The 15,771-nt window shown below is 69.0% G+C and carries 14 protein-coding genes and 1 pseudogene; 12 read left to right on the forward strand and 3 right to left on the reverse strand.

Translation table 11 applies throughout. The features are described from left to right. Window positions 1–6 precede the first annotated feature (6 nt). Entirely contained in the window at window positions 7–1,224 is a 1,218-nt protein-coding gene (locus ACFWQC_RS14965) for a PucR family transcriptional regulator (protein ID WP_378679115.1), read from the reverse strand. A gap of 288 nt (window positions 1,225–1,512) precedes the next feature. Here ACFWQC_RS14965 and ACFWQC_RS14970 point away from each other — a divergent pair. The 11 genes and pseudogenes from ACFWQC_RS14970 to ACFWQC_RS15020 all read left to right on the forward strand — a co-directional run. Further along, a pseudogene (locus ACFWQC_RS14970) lies at window positions 1,513–1,956 on the forward strand (ABC transporter ATP-binding protein); the annotation flags it as partial. A gap of 600 nt (window positions 1,957–2,556) precedes the next feature. Beyond that, a complete protein-coding gene (locus tag ACFWQC_RS14975) occupies window positions 2,557–3,279 on the forward strand; it encodes an MlaE family ABC transporter permease (RefSeq protein ID WP_378679154.1) in 723 nt (240 codons plus the stop codon). 1 nt (window position 3,280) lies between these two features. Continuing rightward, a complete protein-coding gene (locus ACFWQC_RS14980) occupies window positions 3,281–4,123 on the forward strand; it encodes an MlaE family ABC transporter permease (protein ID WP_378679118.1) in 843 nt (280 codons plus the stop codon). Further along, the gene (locus tag ACFWQC_RS14985; protein WP_378679121.1) at window positions 4,120–5,412 is read left to right on the forward strand and encodes an MCE family protein; all 1,293 of its coding nucleotides are present in this window, start codon (window positions 4,120–4,122) and stop codon (window positions 5,410–5,412) included. The genes ACFWQC_RS14980 and ACFWQC_RS14985 overlap by 4 nt, the downstream gene beginning before the upstream one ends. Then, entirely contained in the window at window positions 5,409–6,440 is a 1,032-nt protein-coding gene (locus ACFWQC_RS14990) for an MCE family protein (protein ID WP_378679124.1), read from the forward strand. The genes ACFWQC_RS14985 and ACFWQC_RS14990 overlap by 4 nt, the downstream gene beginning before the upstream one ends. Further along, window positions 6,440–7,453 carry an MCE family protein gene (locus ACFWQC_RS14995; protein WP_378679127.1) on the forward strand — a complete coding sequence of 338 codons (1,014 nt, stop codon included), beginning with the start codon at window positions 6,440–6,442 and terminating at the stop codon, window positions 7,451–7,453. Before ACFWQC_RS14990 ends, ACFWQC_RS14995 begins: the two co-directional genes overlap by 1 nt. Further along, window positions 7,450–8,478, forward strand: coding sequence for an MCE family protein (locus ACFWQC_RS15000; RefSeq protein WP_378679130.1), 1,029 nt, complete (start codon window positions 7,450–7,452; stop codon window positions 8,476–8,478). Before ACFWQC_RS14995 ends, ACFWQC_RS15000 begins: the two co-directional genes overlap by 4 nt. Then, window positions 8,478–9,836, forward strand: coding sequence for an MCE family protein (locus tag ACFWQC_RS15005; RefSeq protein ID WP_378679133.1), 1,359 nt, complete (start codon window positions 8,478–8,480; stop codon window positions 9,834–9,836). The genes ACFWQC_RS15000 and ACFWQC_RS15005 overlap by 1 nt, the downstream gene beginning before the upstream one ends. Further along, window positions 9,836–10,981, forward strand: coding sequence for an MlaD family protein (locus tag ACFWQC_RS15010; protein ID WP_378679136.1), 1,146 nt, complete (start codon window positions 9,836–9,838; stop codon window positions 10,979–10,981). Before ACFWQC_RS15005 ends, ACFWQC_RS15010 begins: the two co-directional genes overlap by 1 nt. Further along, window positions 10,978–11,595: a hypothetical protein gene (locus tag ACFWQC_RS15015; protein ID WP_378679139.1), complete on the forward strand. Its 618-nt coding sequence runs from the start codon at window positions 10,978–10,980 to the stop codon at window positions 11,593–11,595. The genes ACFWQC_RS15010 and ACFWQC_RS15015 overlap by 4 nt, the downstream gene beginning before the upstream one ends. Continuing rightward, the gene (locus ACFWQC_RS15020) at window positions 11,592–12,095 is read left to right on the forward strand and encodes a hypothetical protein (RefSeq protein ID WP_378679141.1); all 504 of its coding nucleotides are present in this window, start codon (window positions 11,592–11,594) and stop codon (window positions 12,093–12,095) included. Before ACFWQC_RS15015 ends, ACFWQC_RS15020 begins: the two co-directional genes overlap by 4 nt. Before the next feature lie 44 nt (window positions 12,096–12,139). On the opposite strand, the gene ACFWQC_RS15025 is transcribed toward ACFWQC_RS15020, so the two are convergent. After that, the gene (locus tag ACFWQC_RS15025; protein ID WP_378679144.1) at window positions 12,140–12,370 is read right to left on the reverse strand and encodes a hypothetical protein; all 231 of its coding nucleotides are present in this window, start codon (window positions 12,368–12,370) and stop codon (window positions 12,140–12,142) included. Beyond that, a complete protein-coding gene (locus ACFWQC_RS15030) occupies window positions 12,358–12,792 on the reverse strand; it encodes a hypothetical protein (protein WP_378679147.1) in 435 nt (144 codons plus the stop codon). Before ACFWQC_RS15030 ends, ACFWQC_RS15025 begins: the two co-directional genes overlap by 13 nt. 253 nt (window positions 12,793–13,045) lie before the next feature. Between ACFWQC_RS15030 and clpB the strand changes: the two genes are divergently transcribed. Continuing rightward, a complete protein-coding gene (gene clpB / locus ACFWQC_RS15035) occupies window positions 13,046–15,637 on the forward strand; it encodes an ATP-dependent chaperone ClpB (protein WP_378679150.1) in 2,592 nt (863 codons plus the stop codon). The last annotated feature ends 134 nt before the right edge of the window (window positions 15,638–15,771 follow it).

Here is a 15,771-nt window from a genome sequence, read left to right on the forward strand (position 1 = left end):
TCCAAGTCAGCCGGTCTGCTGCTGGTAGCGGTCGAAGTCGCTCTGGTCGCCGGCGACCCACAGCGGCACGCTCGCCTTGAGCAGCAGCAGGAGCTGGGTGACGAACTCGGGGTCGCGCAGGGACTCCCCGAAGAGCTCGTTGATCCGCTTCCAGCGGTAGCGGATCGTCTGCGGGTGTACGCCGAGGACCGCCGCGATCGCCGGGGCGCTCTCCCGGGTCTCGAGCCAGACCAGCAGGGTCTCGGTGAGGATCTCGCGGGAGTTGGCCGACTCGGCCAACAGCGGCTCGAGCAGCTCCTGGGCGAGCTGGCGGCGCATCACCGGTTCGGCGTGGAGCCAGATCTCGGTGCGGTAGGCGAGGCAGTCGATGACCGGCTTGGCCGGGATCACCCGGGCGTTGACCAGCGCCAGGGCGCGGTTGGCCCAGCGCCAGGCGGCGGGTACGTCCTCGGGTGGCACCGGCCAGCAGATCGAGACCCGCGCCTTGGGAGCCGCCGCCCGGAGCTCCTTGGTCACCGCCTCGGTGTCGCGAGGCGGGCACATCACCACCTGGGTCGGCTCGCGGCGACGGGTGAGGGCGGTGGCGGACAGGGCGTCGGGCGGGATCCGGCCCCCGTCTCGCAGCTCGACCGCCATCACGGTCACCTTCTCGGGCAGCGCCCAGTCGCCCAACGCTGCCTGCACCTCGATCTCGTCGGCGGAGGCCCCCGACAGCATCCGGTCGATCAGCCGCGCCCGGGCGACGTCGTTGTCCTGGTCGCGAGCCTCGGTGCCGGCCTCGAAGCCCTTGCTGACCTGCGAGGTCAGGTGGTCGACGTACGTCGTCATCATCTCGTTGAGCGCGTTCAGTGCCGCGGCGGAGAGCTCGTTCTCGACAGCCCGGCGGCGCAGCTCGTCCCAGAGCTCGGTGGTGGCCATGTCGATGCCCTGGTCGACGATGGCCCGGTCCTGGCCCAGCGCGGCGACCTTGAAACCGACCTTGCGGAAGTGGTCGTCGATCGCGATGTAGGGCGCCGAACGGCCGAGGCCCAGGTCGATGAAATGCGACATCGCGCCGTGCACAGCGGTGAAGATGAGCTCCTCGAATCCCTCGGTCTCAGCCGGCAGCCCCTCGCGCAGGTGACGGGTGATCTTGCGCGCGATCGGCCGCACCTCGCTCTCGAGGCTCTTCAGCATCCACACGGCGGAACCGGGTAGACCGGGGGACTGCTGGGTCTGCGTCATCTCGTGCTCCGTCGCACGTCAAACTCCTTCGTCCAACATGCCCGAGAAGGTGTCGACCACCATGGCACGTCTTTGCCAAGGCTGCCCCCGAATTGCGGTACGACTGTTCCACCAAGCGGGCCGAACGGCGTGAGTGCGCCAGATCCAGTCGGCCGATTTGTCATGCGCGTGACAAATCAGGGCACTCATTTGATGCCTGAGCGAATTTACTCTCCCGTGTGATCAGTGCCACACGTACTGTCCCGATCGTCGACGCACCCCACAACGGCAGAACAGGGAGGTCCCGCGATGGGCGGAACCGTGGAGGTCACCGGGCTCACCAAGAGCTTCGGGTCCCAGAACATCTGGAGCGACGTGACCCTCACGTTGCCGCAGGGCGAGATCACCGCGCTGCTGGGGCCCTCGGGCACCGGGAAGTCGGTGTTCCTGAAGTCGCTGATGGGGCTGCTGCGTCCGGAGGCCGGCGCCTGCCTGGTCGACGGGGTCGACATGGTGAAGGCGCGCGAGTCGCAGCGGCAGGAGCTGCGCAAGCGGTTCGGGGTGCTCTTCCAGGACGGAGCGCTCTTCGGCTCGATGAGCGTCTTCGACAACGTCGCCTTCCCGCTGCGCGCGCACACCAGGAAGCGCGAGTCGGAGATCAGGCAGATCACCAACGACAAGCTCGACCTGGTGGGGCTGATGGGGCAGGAGCACAAGCTGCCCGGCGAGATCTCCGGCGGGATGCGCAAGCGCGCCGGCCTGGCCCGCTCGCTGGTCACCGAGCCCTCGATCATCCTGTGCGACGAGCCCGACTCGGGGCTCGACCCGGTGCGTACGGCCAACCTGGCCCAGCTGCTGGTCGACGTCAACGCGGCCACCGACGCCACGATGCTGGTGGTCACCCACAACATCGAGCTGGCACGTACGCTGCCGGACAACCTCGGCATGCTCTACCGCCGCCGCCTGGTGATGTACGGCCCGCGCGAGGAGTTCCTGCTCACCGACCACCCGGTCGTCTCCCAGTTCATGAGCGGCGACCCGATCGGGCCGATCGGGATGAGCGAGGAGACCGACCACGGCGTCAACGACGACTACGTCGAGGGCGAGGCCTACTACCCGTCCGGTGGCGTGGCGACCGTACGCGCCGGGGCCCGCGCCATCGAGGTGCTGCCGCGCCAGCTCGCCCCCGCCAACGGCTCCCCGCGGTCCGCGGTCGAGCGGCACAGCGCTCGGGTCGCGAGCGGTGCGGCGACGCTCTACACCGCTGATGACGACGACGTTGACCGAGCACCGAGGACGAAGGTCAAGGACCCGGTCAGCCGGGGTCTCGACCAGGTCGGGGCGCTCTTCGCGCTGGGCCTGGACACGTTCCGGGCGGCGTTCCGCAGGCCGTTCGCGGCCCGCGAGCTGCTCGACCAGTTCTGGTTCGTCACCTCGGTCTCCTGGATCCCGGCGATGCTGGTCGCTATCCCGTTCGGAGCGGTGATCGCGCTGCAGCTCGGCACCCTCACGGTCCAGATCGGGGCGCAGTCGTTCACCGGTGCCGCCTCGGTGCTCGCCGTCGTGCAGCAGGCGGCACCCATCGTGACCTCGCTGGTGATCGCGGGGGCGGGCGGAGCGGCGATCTGCGCCGACCTGGGGTCCCGGACGATCCGCGACGAGATCGACGCGATGCGGGTGATCGCGGTCGATCCGATCCAGGCGCTCGTGGTGCCACGCGTGCTCGCCTGCGTGCTCGCGGCGGTGCTGCTCAACGGCCTGGTCAGCGTCGTCGGCGTGCTCGGCGGCTACTTCTTCAACGTCATCATCCAGGGCGGGACGCCGGGGGCGTACCTCTCCTCCTTCACCGCTCTCGCCCAGCTCTCCGACCTGTGGGTGGGCGAGCTCAAGGCGGTGCTCTTCGGGCTCATCGCCGGCCTCGTCGCCGCCTACCAGGGGCTCAGCACCAAGCCCGGGCCGAAGGGGGTGGGGGAGGCGGTCAACCAGTCGGTCGTCGTCACCTTCCTGCTCCTCTTCTTCGTCAACTTCGTGATCACGACGCTCTACCTCGAGCTCGTCCCCGGAAAGGGGGCCTGACATGGCCACCGTTGATGTGGTCAAGAAGCGGTCGAGGCTCGATCGCTCCCTGGACGGGCTCGTCCAGACCGGGAAGGACATCCGGTTCTACGGGAAGGTGCTGGTCGGGATCCCGTCCGCGATCCGGCACTACCCGCGCGAGATCCTCCGGATCCTCTCCGAGGTCTCCTTCGGCACCGGCGCGCTCGCCGTCATCGGGGGCACCATCGGCGTGATGACGGGGATGAGCATCTTCGTCGGCACGGTCGTCGGCATGCAGGGGTACGCAGCGCTCGACCAGATCGGCACCTCGACGCTCAACGGGTTCATCTCCGCCTACTTCAACACCCGCGAGATCGCGCCGCTGGTGGCGGCCCTGGCGATGTCGGCGACCGTCGGCGCCGGCTTCACCGCCCAGCTCGGCGCGATGCGGATCAACGAGGAGATCGACGCGGTCAAGGTGATGGGGCTGGGCACGATCCCCTACCTGGTCTCGACCCGTGTGGTCGCCGGCTTCGTGGCGATCATCCCGCTCTACGTGGTCGGGCTGCTGACCTCTTACGCGGGCTCGCGGATCGTGACGGTCTACTTCTACGGGCAGTCGGCCGGGACGTACGACCACTACTTCCAGCTCTTCCTGCCGCCCATCGACATCCTGCTGAGCTTCGGGAAGGTGCTGATCTTCTCGATCCTGATCATCCTGATCCACTGCAGGCTGGGCTTCTATGCCAGCGGCGGGCCGTCGGGGGTCGGGATCGCGGTCGGGCGCTCGGTGCGGCGGGCCATCGTGGTCGTCGCGCTGCTGGACCTCGCTCTCTCGATGGCGATGTGGGGCGCGACCACGACGGTGAGGATCGCGGGATGAGCCGGCCCACGATGAGCCTGGCGAGGCTTCGCGACGCCTTTCTCGGCCTGTGCTACCTGGCCGTGGTCGCGGCGGTGACGCTCGGCGCCTGGCTCGCCTACGACCAGACCTTCGTCGACCGTTCCGAGGTCACGCTGACCACCGGCACCCTCGGCAACGCCCTCCAGGAGGGCTCCGACGTCAAGCTCCGTGGGGTGCCGGTCGGCACCGTCCGCACCGTCTCGGCCCGCGAGGGCGGCGCCGAGCTGACCCTGGCGCTGGAGCCGGAGGTACTCTCCGATCTCTCGGCCGACACCACCGCGCGGCTGCTGCCCAAGACCCTCTTCGGGGAGCGGTACGTGGCGCTGCAACCGGCCTCCGGGCCCGAGCTGTCGGCCGGTGACACCATCGAGCAGGACCGCTCCGACGAGGCGGTCGAGCTGGAGCAGGTGCTCGACGAGCTGCTCCCGGTGCTCAAGGCGATCCAGCCTCACAAGCTCAACGCGACGCTGAGCGAGCTGGCCACGATGCTGCGCGACAACGGAGACGACATCGGCCAGGTCTTCTCGGCGTGGGCGGACTACCTGAGGAAGCTCAACCCGCTGGTCCCGCAGCTGGCCGACGACCTCGCCGCGCTCGGCCGGGTCGCGGGCCACTACGAGGAGGCCGCGCCGGATCTGCTGGACGCGCTGGACACCATGACCGTGACCGCCGAGACCCTGGTCGACCAGCAGAGACAGCTCGCCGACACGTTCCGGTCGGTGACCACGACGGCGGCCGACACCGACCGCTGGCTCGAGCGCAACCGGGAGACGATCGTGGTGCTCTCCGACACCTCGCGTGATGCGCTCCGCGCGGTCAGCCCGTACGCCTCCTCCTTCCCGTGCCTCTTCAGCGCCCTGCGCGACTACGCACCGGTGATGGCCAAGAACCTCGGCAAGGGCACCGACGAGGCGGGGATCCATGCACTGGTCAGCGTCTCCGACATCCGGCAGCCCTACCCCTCCGGCTACGTGCCGAAGCTGCGCACCGGCGGCCCCCGATGCCCGTACGTCACCGGTCAGACCGGCAGCCAGCCGGCCGTCACCGGGACGGCAGACACCGCCGAGCGGATCGAGGCACCACCGACGGACCGGGTGCGCACCTTCGGTGCGACCACGGGCCTGGGCGAGCAGAACTCCAAGAGTGAGAACCAGCTGATCGCCGAGGTGATGGCACCAGCGGAAGGCCTGGCACCTGATGAGTATCCGACCTGGTCGAGCCTGCTGCTCGGCCCGACCCTGCGAGGCACGGAGGTGATCGTGCGATGAGGCTCGGTAACGGCGGCTCGGTCGCGGTGACGCTCACCAAGTCGGTGGTCTTCGCGCTGGTGACGGTCCTGGCGATGGCGGCCCTGGCGACGACGATCTCCAACGGATCGACCTCCGCGGGGCGTACGTTCACGGCGCTCTTCACCGACGTGACCAGCCTCAACAAGGGCGACGACGTGCGGATGGCGGGGGTGAAGATCGGCACCGTCCAGTCCATCGGGCTGCGCCACAACGACACCGCCGAGGTGGTCTTCACCGCGGCCGACTCGGCGCCGATGGTCGAGGGGACCCGCGCCGAGCTGCGGTTCCGCAACCTGATCGGGCAGCGGTACATCGCGCTGGAGCCGGGCGCTCCCGGCGGCGAGGCGTTGAGGGCCGGCTACACGTTCTCGCTCGACGAGACCCAGCCCGCGTTGGACCTGACGATGCTGTTCAACGGCTTCCAACCGCTGTTCAAGTTCCTCGACCCGGAGGACGTCAACAACCTCAGCGCCCAGATCATCGCGGTCTTCCAGGGCGAGGGAGCGACGGTGGAGTCGCTGCTCTCCTCGACGGCCTCGCTGACCTCGACCCTCGCCGACCGGGACCAGGTGATCGGCGATCTGATCACCAACCTCAACTCGGTCCTGGAGGTGGTCAGCCAGCGCACCGGGATGCTCGACACCACCCTGGTGACGCTGCAGCGGCTGGTCTCCGGGCTGGCCGCCGACCGCAAGACGCTCGGCTCGACCATCGAGGGGATGGGGCAGCTCTCCCAGAGCGTCTCCGGGCTGTTGGAGGAGGGCCGCGAGCCGCTGCGTGACTCGATCGACTCCCTCGGCGACGTCTCGGAGAACCTCGCCGAGAACGACGAGGCGCTGACCGAGTTCCTGACCACCATGCCGCAGAAGACCGACCAGATCGGCCGGATGGCCACCTACGGAGGCTGGCTCAACTTCTACATCTGCTCCATCGACGGGCGGATCCCGAAACCCGAGGGCTACTACGGCGACCTCGGTGTGGACTCGCCGGCAGGAAGGTGCCAATGATGGCCCGCTATCCGAAGTCGTTCGCCGAACGCAACAAGATCGTCATCGCCGTGGTCGGGATCCTGGCCATGACCGGCGTCTTCTTCGCCACCTTCTACGCCGAGGACCTCCCCGTCATCGGCGGTGGCGACACCTACGAGGCCTACTTCGCCGAGGCCGCCGGGATACGTCCCGGTGACGAGGCGCGGGTCGCCGGGGTGAAGGTCGGCGAGGTCTCCGAGCTCGAGCTCGACGGCGACAAGGTGCTGATCAGGTTCCGGGCCAAGGACGTCTCCCTCGGCTCGCAGACCACCGCGTCGATCAAGGTGAAGACGCTGCTCGGGCGCAAGTTCCTCGCCCTGGACCCGGGCGGCTCGGGCCGTCTCCGGGAGCCGATCCCGGTCTCGCGGACCACGACCCCCTACGACGTCAGCGCCGCCTTCTCCGACCTCTCCACCACCGTCGGGGAGATCGACATGGCGCAGGTCGAGGAGTCGATGAACGCCCTGTCGGAGGTCTTCGAGGACACGCCCGAGGACGTACGCGGCCTGGTCTCCGGCCTCACCCGGATCTCCCGCACGATCTCCTCGCGGGACCAGGAGCTGGCCGAGCTGATGAGGACGACGACCAAGGTGACCGGCACCCTCGCCGAGCGCAACGAGGAGATCGGGCTGCTGATCGAGGACGGCGACAAGCTGCTCGAGGAGCTCGCCGCCCGCCGCCAGGCGATCCACCAGATGCTCACCTACACCGACGACCTCGCCAAGCAGGTCACCGGTCTGGTCGAGGACAACCAGAAGCGCCTCCAGCCGGCCCTGAAGAAGCTCGACCAGGTGTCCGAGATCCTGCAGCGAAACCAGGACCACCTCGACAAGGCGCTCTCCCAGATCGGCGCCTACTACCGGGTGGTCGGCGCCTCGATGAGCAACGGGCCGTGGATCGACGTCTACGGCTGCGGCCTCTTCGACGAGAACAACGCGCCGGTGCTCGACAACGACGTCGAGCGCGACTGCAAGCCGGGAGGGACGAGATGAGAAGGCTCATCGCCGGGCTCCTCGTGATCGCCGTCGTCGGCGCGATCGGGTGGGGTGCTGCGTACGGGATCCGGGAGGGGCGGAAGGGCACCACGTTCTCCGCGCTCTTCGAGGCCTCCGTCGGCCTCTATCCCGGCTCCGACGTGCAGATTCTCGGAGTGCCGGTCGGCGAGGTGACCTCGGTGACCCCGGCCGGTGAGCACGTGAAGGTCTCGATGATGCTCGACCCCGGCCAGACCGCTGCGGCCGACACCGAGGCGGTGATCGTCGCTCCGACGCTGGTCTCGGACCGCTTCGTCCAGCTCACCGAGCCGTACGTCGACGGGCCCGAGCTCCGCGCCGGCACCGTCATCGAGGAGACCGCGGTGCCGGTCGAGATCGACGACCTCTACGCCTCGCTGACCGAGGCCGGCGATCAGCTCGGTCCCAACGGCGCCAACAAGAACGGTGCGCTCTCGCGGTTCCTGGAGGTTGTGGCGGCCAACCTCGACGGCCAGGGCGCCGACATCAACCAGGTGATCAGGGAAGGCGCCGATGCGTCGGCGACCCTGGCCGACATCGACCGGGACTTCTTCGCCACCGTCGAGAACCTCGACACCTTCAACAAGACCCTGCTCGAGCACGACGACGGGGTCGAGGACGCCAACCGCCGGTTCGCGCAGGTCACCGATTACCTCGCCGAGGACCGCGACGACCTGGCCTCCGCGGTCAGCAACCTCGGCGAGGCGCTCGCGCTGCTGGAGACGTTCATCAAGGACAACCGCGGCGAGATGCGCACCAGCGTCGAGAACCTGCAGGGGCCGACCCAGGTCCTCGTCGACCAGAACGAGTCGCTCGAGGAGGCGGTCGCCACGATCCCGCTGGTGCTGCAGAAGTTCGTCAACGCCTACGACCCGGACTCCAACACCCTGGTCGGCCGCACCAACCTGAACGAGCTGAGCGTCTGGTCCGGCGACGGCCTCACCGGCCAGACCTCCGAGGACGCGCCACCGGTCCTGCTTCCCGGTGTCGGAGAGGAGCAGTGATGTCGCGCTTGTCGAGATCCCTGTCGAACCCGCTGGTGGCTGTGCTGGCCACGGCCACCCTGACCCTCTCCGGCTGCGGCCTCGGTGCCGTCAGCGGAGGCGTCTACGAGGCCCCGCTGCCCGGCGGCGCCGACGTGGGGGAGGACCCGATCACCCTGAGCGCCGAGTTCAGCGACGTACTCGATCTGGTTCCTCAGTCCAGCGTCAAGATCGACAACGTCGCGGTGGGCCGGGTCTCCAAGATCCGGCTGACCGAGAACGGCCGCAGCGCGCGGGTGTCGCTGGTGGTCAACGACGACGTCGAGCTTCCCGCCGGCACCACGGCGCGACTGCAGCAGACCTCCCTGCTCGGAGAGAAGTACGTCGCACTGATCCGCCCCGCCACGCCCGTCGCGGGCTCGCCCCTGGGTGATGGTGCGGTCCTCGGGAGGGGTGACACCGCGGCGGCCGCGCAGGTCGAGGAGGTGCTCGGGGCCTTGTCGATGGTGCTCAACAGCGGCGGCATCGCACAGTTCCAGGAGATCTCCCGCGAGCTGCAGAAGGTCTCCGACGGTCGGCCGGAGGAGATCAAGGCCTTCCTGACGGAGATGGACCGGTTCGTCTCGGTCCTCGACTCGCGGTCGGCCTCGATCACCTCCGCGATCGAGTCGCTCAACGAGCTCGCGGTCACGCTGGAGAAGGACAAGACCAAGATCTCCAACGCGCTGGAGGGGCTCTCGCCGGGCATGCAGGTGCTCGTCGACCAGCGTCCGCAGCTGGTCGCGATGCTGGAGGCGCTCGACAAGCTCTCCAAGGTCACGATCAGCACCCTGGACGAGGCCCAGGACGACATCGTCGCCGACCTGAAGCTGCTCGACCCGATCCTCGACCAGCTCGCCAAGGCCGGCTCCGACCTGCCCTACGCGCTCGAGATCCTCTTCACCTACCCGTTCCCCGACGAGGTGCTCAACGCGCTCCGCGGCGACTACATGAACCTGTTCATGATCACGAACTTCCGTACTCCTGCCGGTTGCCAGGCCAAGGGCTGCGAATGGCTGCAGCCGGCGGTCGAAGGCGGGTCCGGCGGCTCGGTCAGCTCCCAGTCCGGGCCGTCGGACGCACCGCCCGGACTGCTGCCGTCGACCACCTCACCGGTGCCGGGCTCGTCCTCGCCGTCGATCCCGGGGGAGTCGATCCTGCCCTCCGATCCCGGCTCGTCCTCGTCCTCCTCGGATCCGTCGGAGTCGGGGTCGTCCTCGCCCTCGTCGTCCCCGTCCGATCCTTCCGAGTCGCCATCTGAGTCACCGGCCGGGTCGGGGTCGGCGACCTCTGAGACCTCGCCGGAAGGCGCGGCCGGCTCCGTGGAAGGGAGCGAATGATGCAACGGCTCACCGGAGGCGTACGCGTCAAGCTCGGCCTCTTCGTCGCCCTCGCGCTCGTGGGCACCAGCTATGTCGGGGCTCGATACGTCGGCCTGGACCTGCTCGACGAGCCGTACCGCGTCGACGTCTCGCTGCCCGAGGGCGGCGGCCTCTTCGTGAACTCGGAGGTGACCTACCGCGGGGTGCCCGTGGGCGAGGTGACCTCCCTGGAAGCAGGCTCCGACGGCGTACACGCGGTGCTGGAGATCGAGGGCGACGCGCCCGCCATCCCCGATGACGTGACCGTCAAGGTCGCCAACCGTTCGGCCATCGGCGAGCAGTATCTGGACCTCCGCGGTGGCGCTGTCGGCTCCGCCCGGCTCACCGACGGCGACCGGCTGAGTGCGGGCGAGGAGGCGCTGCCGTACGACGCCTCCCAGGTCATCGAGACCGGCCGCGACTTCGTCGCCTCGGTGCCCGAGGAGGCCCTGGTGACGACGATCGACGAGTCCTACCTGCTGTCCCAGGGAGCCGGGTCCGACCTGCGGAAGCTGGTCGACACCTCGCTCTCGTTCCAGCAGGAGGCCGACCGCAACTTCCTGGTCTCGGCGAGCCTGATCCGCAACTCCGACCAGGTGCTCGCGACCCAGGAGGAGTCGGCGACCAGCATCAAGGCGTGGAGCAACGACCTCGCGCTCTTCTCCTCGACCCTTGCTGACTCCGACAAGGATCTGCGCGACCTGATCGGCGCCGCGCCCGGCTCGGCCACCGAGATCTCGCTGCTGGTCAAGGAGGTCGGTCAGCCGCTCGGGATCCTGATGAGCAACCTGGTCACGCCGGCGACGCTCTTCGGGACGAACGCGGCCGCGCTCGAGTCGACCTTCGTCACCGCCCCGGAGGCGGTCAGCATCGGCTGGGCGATCAACACCTCCAACGGGCCACGGCTGAGCCTGATGCCGTCCTTCTTCAACCCGCCTGCCTGCGTCTCCGGCTATGAGGGCACGGACCTGCGTGCCGGCACCGACGTGAGCAAGGGCAAGCCGTTCAACACCGCGGCCGGCTGTTCTGCCGTACCCGAACCGAAAACCACGAAGACCGAGACAGCCGAGCCGGGGACGGTTAGCGTCCCCACCACGCTCGCCGGACTGATGGGGGAGCGATGAGCACGACAACGGAGAGACGTACGGAGGCCTCGGTGGTCGAGCAGAAGGCGTCGGGATCTGATCGAAGTGGCCCCGAGGGTGTCGAGACCCCGCCGTCGAGGCGCGACCGCGCGCTCGCCTGGGGCCTCCCGCTGGTGGCGCTGTGTGTGCTGGTCGCGGGTGCGCTGACCTGGTGGCGTGCGACCGGCCACGACCAGGAGATGGTCGACGAGGCCGCGCTGCGCGACCGGGTGCTGATCGTCGCGACCAGCCACATCGAGACCCTCAACTCGCTCGACCACCGGAAGGTGGACGAAGGGCTGAAGGGGTGGGCCGCGGTCACCACCGGGACCCTGCACGACCAGCTGACCAGCGTCTCCGAGGAGGACCGCAAGGTCCTCGCCGAGCAGGAGAAGATCTCGACCGGCTCGGTGATGGACGCCGCCGTGACCGAGCTCGACGACGACAGCGCGACCGTGATCGCGGCGGTGGAGATCACGGTCCGCGACGGCTCTGGTTCCGGTGAGGACGCCGAGCCGACGGTCAAGCGCAACAGGTTCGCGGCCGACCTGGTCAAGGTCGGGGACGACTGGCTCCTGGAGAGCCTCGAGCAGGTAGCGGTGAACCTGTCATGAGTCCTCTCGTACGCCGTTGGGCACCGTTCCTCGCCGCGCTCGCCCTGATCCTGGGGCCGGGAGCGTTCTGGCAGGCCGACCGGGAGCGGAAGACCGACCACGTCGGCAACCGCGCCGTCGTCGACGCCGAGGCCACCACCGAGGTGCAGTCGGCCGTCACCACCGGCCTGCTCCAGGTCTTCTCCTACGACTTCTCCGACCCTTCGCCGACCGCTGCTGCGGCCGATGAGTTCCTCGCCGGCGATGCCCGCAAGGAGTACGACCTCCTCTTCAAGCAGCTCCAGGAGAAGGCCCCCGGTCAGAAGCTCGTGCTGAGTGCCGAGGTCCAGGTCGCCGCGGTCAAGTCCCTCGACGCCGACTCCGCCGAGCTCCTCGTCTTCCTGGACCAGGCCTCACAGCGTTCCACCGACAAGGAGTCGTCCATCTCCGCCGCTCAGATCGCCGTCGAGGCCGCGAAGGTCGACGGCCAGTGGAGGGTGACGGCCCTCGACCTCTTCTGATGCCGAGTCGGCTCGTCATGACGAGCCGACTCGGCGGGGGAGGGTCAATCGCCGCCGCCTCCACCGCCGCAGCTCGAGCCGCAGGAGGAGCTGTTGCACGAATGGTGGTCGTTGCCGCCGGAGTCGTAGGTGGAGCCACACGAGCTCGACCCGGAGCTGCCGCCGCCGCGCCTGCGGGGACCTCGCCGGCGGTTGCGGCGCCCTCTCTTGAGCGCGGGCTCGATCAGTAGGTAGATGACCAGGCCGAGGACCCCGAGGATGATCAGGATTTCCACGTGAAGCTCCGTTTCCAGGTGCGGCGGGTGAGGTGCCAGATCTGCGAGCCGAGACCGATGGTGAGCACCCGGCGCCCGCCGATCCGGGTGAGCGCCAGTCGTCGCCGGCCGTCATAGACCTCGTGCAGGCGGAGCCAGTCCGCCCCGATGGTGGTCAGGAAGTCGCGCACGTCATCGTGGGCGCAGCCCTGCTGCGGATGCTGCGCGGCCCAGGCATGGAAGCGGTCGCGCCAGTTCGGGAGCAGGTCGAGCTCGGGGGCGGCGTGCTCGGCGGCCGAGGAGCGCTTGTGGTGCAGCACTCGCGTCGTTGCGGTCGTCCCGGCGGGCTCGAACCCCGGCGGCGTACGTCCCGCCAGCAGGTCGTCGAGGACCTCGCGCTGCCGCGCGGCGAGCTGCTCGCGTACCGCGCCTCGGGAGTCCACGGGAGGAGTGTGCCCGATCGCCGGGTGGTCGGCCACGCCAAACTGACGTAGGTCTCGACCCGCTTCGCGGGTTCGCAGGCTCACCCGCTGCGCTCGCTCGACCTTCTCGCGTTACGACCCCGCTCGTTCCTCGCAGGGTCGTAGGCTCGAAAGTTGAGTGGAACAGACTCAACTTTGGTTGTGTTGAGATAGATGCGGGTGACAGGCACTCGCGGCAGACTCAGGTGCGTCCCCAGGAGGAGAGCAGACACAGATGAGCCAGTTTTCGGCAGACAAGTTCACCACCAAGGCTCGCGAGGCGATCGAGGCCGCGCAGCTTTCCGCCACGACGGCAGGCAACACCACGACCGAGCCGATCCACCTGCTCGCCGCGCTGCTGCAGCAGGACGAGGGCACCGCGACGTCGATGGTCACCAAGTCCGGTGTGGACGCCGAGGAGCTGTCGCGAGCGGCGGCCGCCGACCTCGCCGGGCTCCCGCGCGCCAGCGGGTCCACGGTGCAGCAGCCCGCTGCCTCGGGTGGGCTGACCCGTGTCCTGGCCGGGGCGATCACCCTGGCCACGTCCCTGAAGGACGACTACGCCGCCACCGAGCACCTGCTGATCTCGCTGGCCACGGTCGAGTCGTCGGCGCAGAAGGTGCTCAAGAAGGCCGGGCTCACCGAGAAGGGGCTGCGCGAGACGCTGAAGGCGGTCCGCGGCAACCGCCGGGTGACGAGCCAGGACGCCGAGGACTCCTACGAGGCGCTGGAGAAGTACTCCCAGGACCTCACCGAGGCCGCCGAGCGCGGCAAGCTCGACCCGGTCATCGGCCGTGACTCCGAGATCCGCCGAGTCATCCAGGTGCTGTCGCGGCGTACGAAGAACAACCCGGTCCTCATCGGCGAGCCGGGCGTCGGCAAGACGGCCGTCGTCGAGGGGCTGGCTCAGCGGATCATCGCGGGTGACGTACCCGACTCGCTGAAGGGTCGCCGTCTCCTGTCGCTCGACCTGGCGGCGATGGTCGCCGGTGCGCAGTACCGCGGCCAGTTCGAGGAGCGGCTCAAGGCCGTCCTGGAGGAGATCAAGGCCGCCGAGGGGCAGGTCATCACCTTCATCGACGAGCTGCACACCGTCGTCGGCGCTGGCGCCGGTGGCGACTCCGCGATGGACGCCGGCAACATGCTCAAGCCGATGCTCGCGCGCGGTGAGCTGCACATGATCGGTGCGACCACGCTCGACGAATACCGCGAGCGCATCGAGAAGGACCCGGCCCTGGAGCGCCGCTTCCAGCAGGTCTTCGTCGGCGAGCCGTCGGTCGAGGACACCGTGCAGATCCTGCGCGGCATCCAGGAGAAGTACGAGGCGCACCACGGCGTCCGCATCACCGATGCCGCTCTGGTGGCCGCCGCGACCCTCTCCGACCGCTACATCACCGGCCGGCAGCTGCCCGACAAGGCGATCGACCTGATCGACGAGGCCGCCTCCCGGCTGCGGATGGAGATCGAGTCCTCTCCCGAGGAGATCGACCAGCTCCGGCGCGCCGTCGACCGGCTGAAGATGGAGGAGTTCGCGCTCTCCAAGGAGTCCGACGACGCCTCGCTGGAGCGTCACGCGGCGCTGCGCAAGGAGCTCGCCGACAAGGAGGAGGAGCTGCGCGGGCTGGAGGCACGCTGGGAGCAGGAGAAGGCCTCTCTCGAGGGCGAAGGTGCCCTGCGCAAGCAGCTCGACGCGCTGCGCAGCGAGGCCGAGCGGCTCCAGCGAGAGGGTTCGCTGGGGGAAGCCTCGGAGATCCTCTACGGTCGCATCCCGGAGCTGGAGCGGCAGATCGCAGAGGCAGCAGAGGCCGAGGACGAGGACAACGTCACCGACCGCCTGGTCGGTGAGGAGGTCGCTGCCCAGCAGATCGCCGAGGTCGTCGAGGCCTGGACCGGAATCCCGACCGGCAAGATGCTTCAGGGCGAGCAGGCCAAGCTGCTCGAGATGGAGACCGAGATCGGTCGCCGGCTGATCGGGCAGAAGTCCGCCGTGAGGGCCGTCGCCGACGCGGTGCGCCGCTCGCGAGCCGGGATCGCCGACCCCAACCGCCCCACCGGCTCGTTCCTCTTCCTGGGCCCGACAGGCACCGGTAAGACCGAGCTCGCCAAGTCGCTCGCCGACTTCCTCTTCGACGACGAGCGCGCGATCGTACGCATCGACATGTCCGAGTACTCCGAGAAGCACTCGGTCGCCCGGCTGGTCGGAGCGCCTCCGGGCTACGTCGGCTACGACGAGGGTGGCCAGCTGACCGAGGCGGTGCGTCGCCGTCCCTACTCGGTGGTGCTGCTCGACGAGGTCGAGAAGGCTCACCCCGAGGTCTTCGACATCCTGCTGCAGGTGCTCGACGATGGGCGGCTGACCGACGGTCAGGGCCGCACGGTCGACTTCCGCAACACGCTCCTCATCCTCACCTCCAACCTCGGCTCGGCCTTCCTGGTCGACCCGGTCATGGACGAGCACGAGAAGCGCGAGTCGGTCATGGCGGTGGTCCGGGCGTCGTTCAAGCCCGAGTTCCTCAACCGCCTCGACGAGGTAGTCATGTTCGACGCCCTCTCGCTCGCCGACCTGACCAAGATCGTCGACATCCAGCTCGGTCTGCTCGAGAAGCGTCTGGCAGCCCGCCGCATCTCGATCTCCGTCACCCCCGCCGCGCGGGAGTGGCTGGCCGAGACCGGCTACGACCCGGCGTACGGCGCCCGGCCGCTCCGCCGCCTCATCCAGTCCGCCATCGGTGACCCGCTGGCGCGGATGCTCATCGGCGGTGAGGTCTCCGACGGTGGCCAGGTCACCGTCGACCGCGACGGCGACGGTCTCACCCTGAAGTCCTGAGCCGAGACGAGGGAGTGACCGCGCGAAGCGCGGAGGCGTCAGCCCCGTCGGGCGAGGCGTCACCCCGGTCGCGGAGAGCCATCTCCGAGCCCACGCGACGCCGAGCTCTCGCGTCTGCCGTCGGCTGGGTGAAA

The sequence above is a fragment of the Nocardioides sp. NPDC058538 genome (assembly GCF_042719275.1).
GTDB lineage: Bacteria > Actinomycetota > Actinomycetes > Propionibacteriales > Nocardioidaceae > Nocardioides.

Coding starts and splice junctions, on each gene's coding strand:
- ACFWQC_RS14965 (WP_378679115.1), bottom strand. CDS start 1,224: ATGACGCAGACCCAGCAGTCCCCCGGTCTACCCGGTTCCGCCGTGTGG.
- ACFWQC_RS14980 (WP_378679118.1), top strand. CDS start 3,281: ATGGCCACCGTTGATGTGGTCAAGAAGCGGTCGAGGCTCGATCGCTCC.
- ACFWQC_RS14985 (WP_378679121.1), top strand. CDS start 4,120: ATGAGCCGGCCCACGATGAGCCTGGCGAGGCTTCGCGACGCCTTTCTC.
- ACFWQC_RS14990 (WP_378679124.1), top strand. CDS start 5,409: ATGAGGCTCGGTAACGGCGGCTCGGTCGCGGTGACGCTCACCAAGTCG.
- ACFWQC_RS14995 (WP_378679127.1), top strand. CDS start 6,440: ATGGCCCGCTATCCGAAGTCGTTCGCCGAACGCAACAAGATCGTCATC.
- ACFWQC_RS15000 (WP_378679130.1), top strand. CDS start 7,450: ATGAGAAGGCTCATCGCCGGGCTCCTCGTGATCGCCGTCGTCGGCGCG.
- ACFWQC_RS15005 (WP_378679133.1), top strand. CDS start 8,478: ATGTCGCGCTTGTCGAGATCCCTGTCGAACCCGCTGGTGGCTGTGCTG.
- ACFWQC_RS15010 (WP_378679136.1), top strand. CDS start 9,836: ATGCAACGGCTCACCGGAGGCGTACGCGTCAAGCTCGGCCTCTTCGTC.
- ACFWQC_RS15015 (WP_378679139.1), top strand. CDS start 10,978: ATGAGCACGACAACGGAGAGACGTACGGAGGCCTCGGTGGTCGAGCAG.
- ACFWQC_RS15020 (WP_378679141.1), top strand. CDS start 11,592: ATGAGTCCTCTCGTACGCCGTTGGGCACCGTTCCTCGCCGCGCTCGCC.
- clpB (WP_378679150.1), top strand. CDS start 13,046: ATGAGCCAGTTTTCGGCAGACAAGTTCACCACCAAGGCTCGCGAGGCG.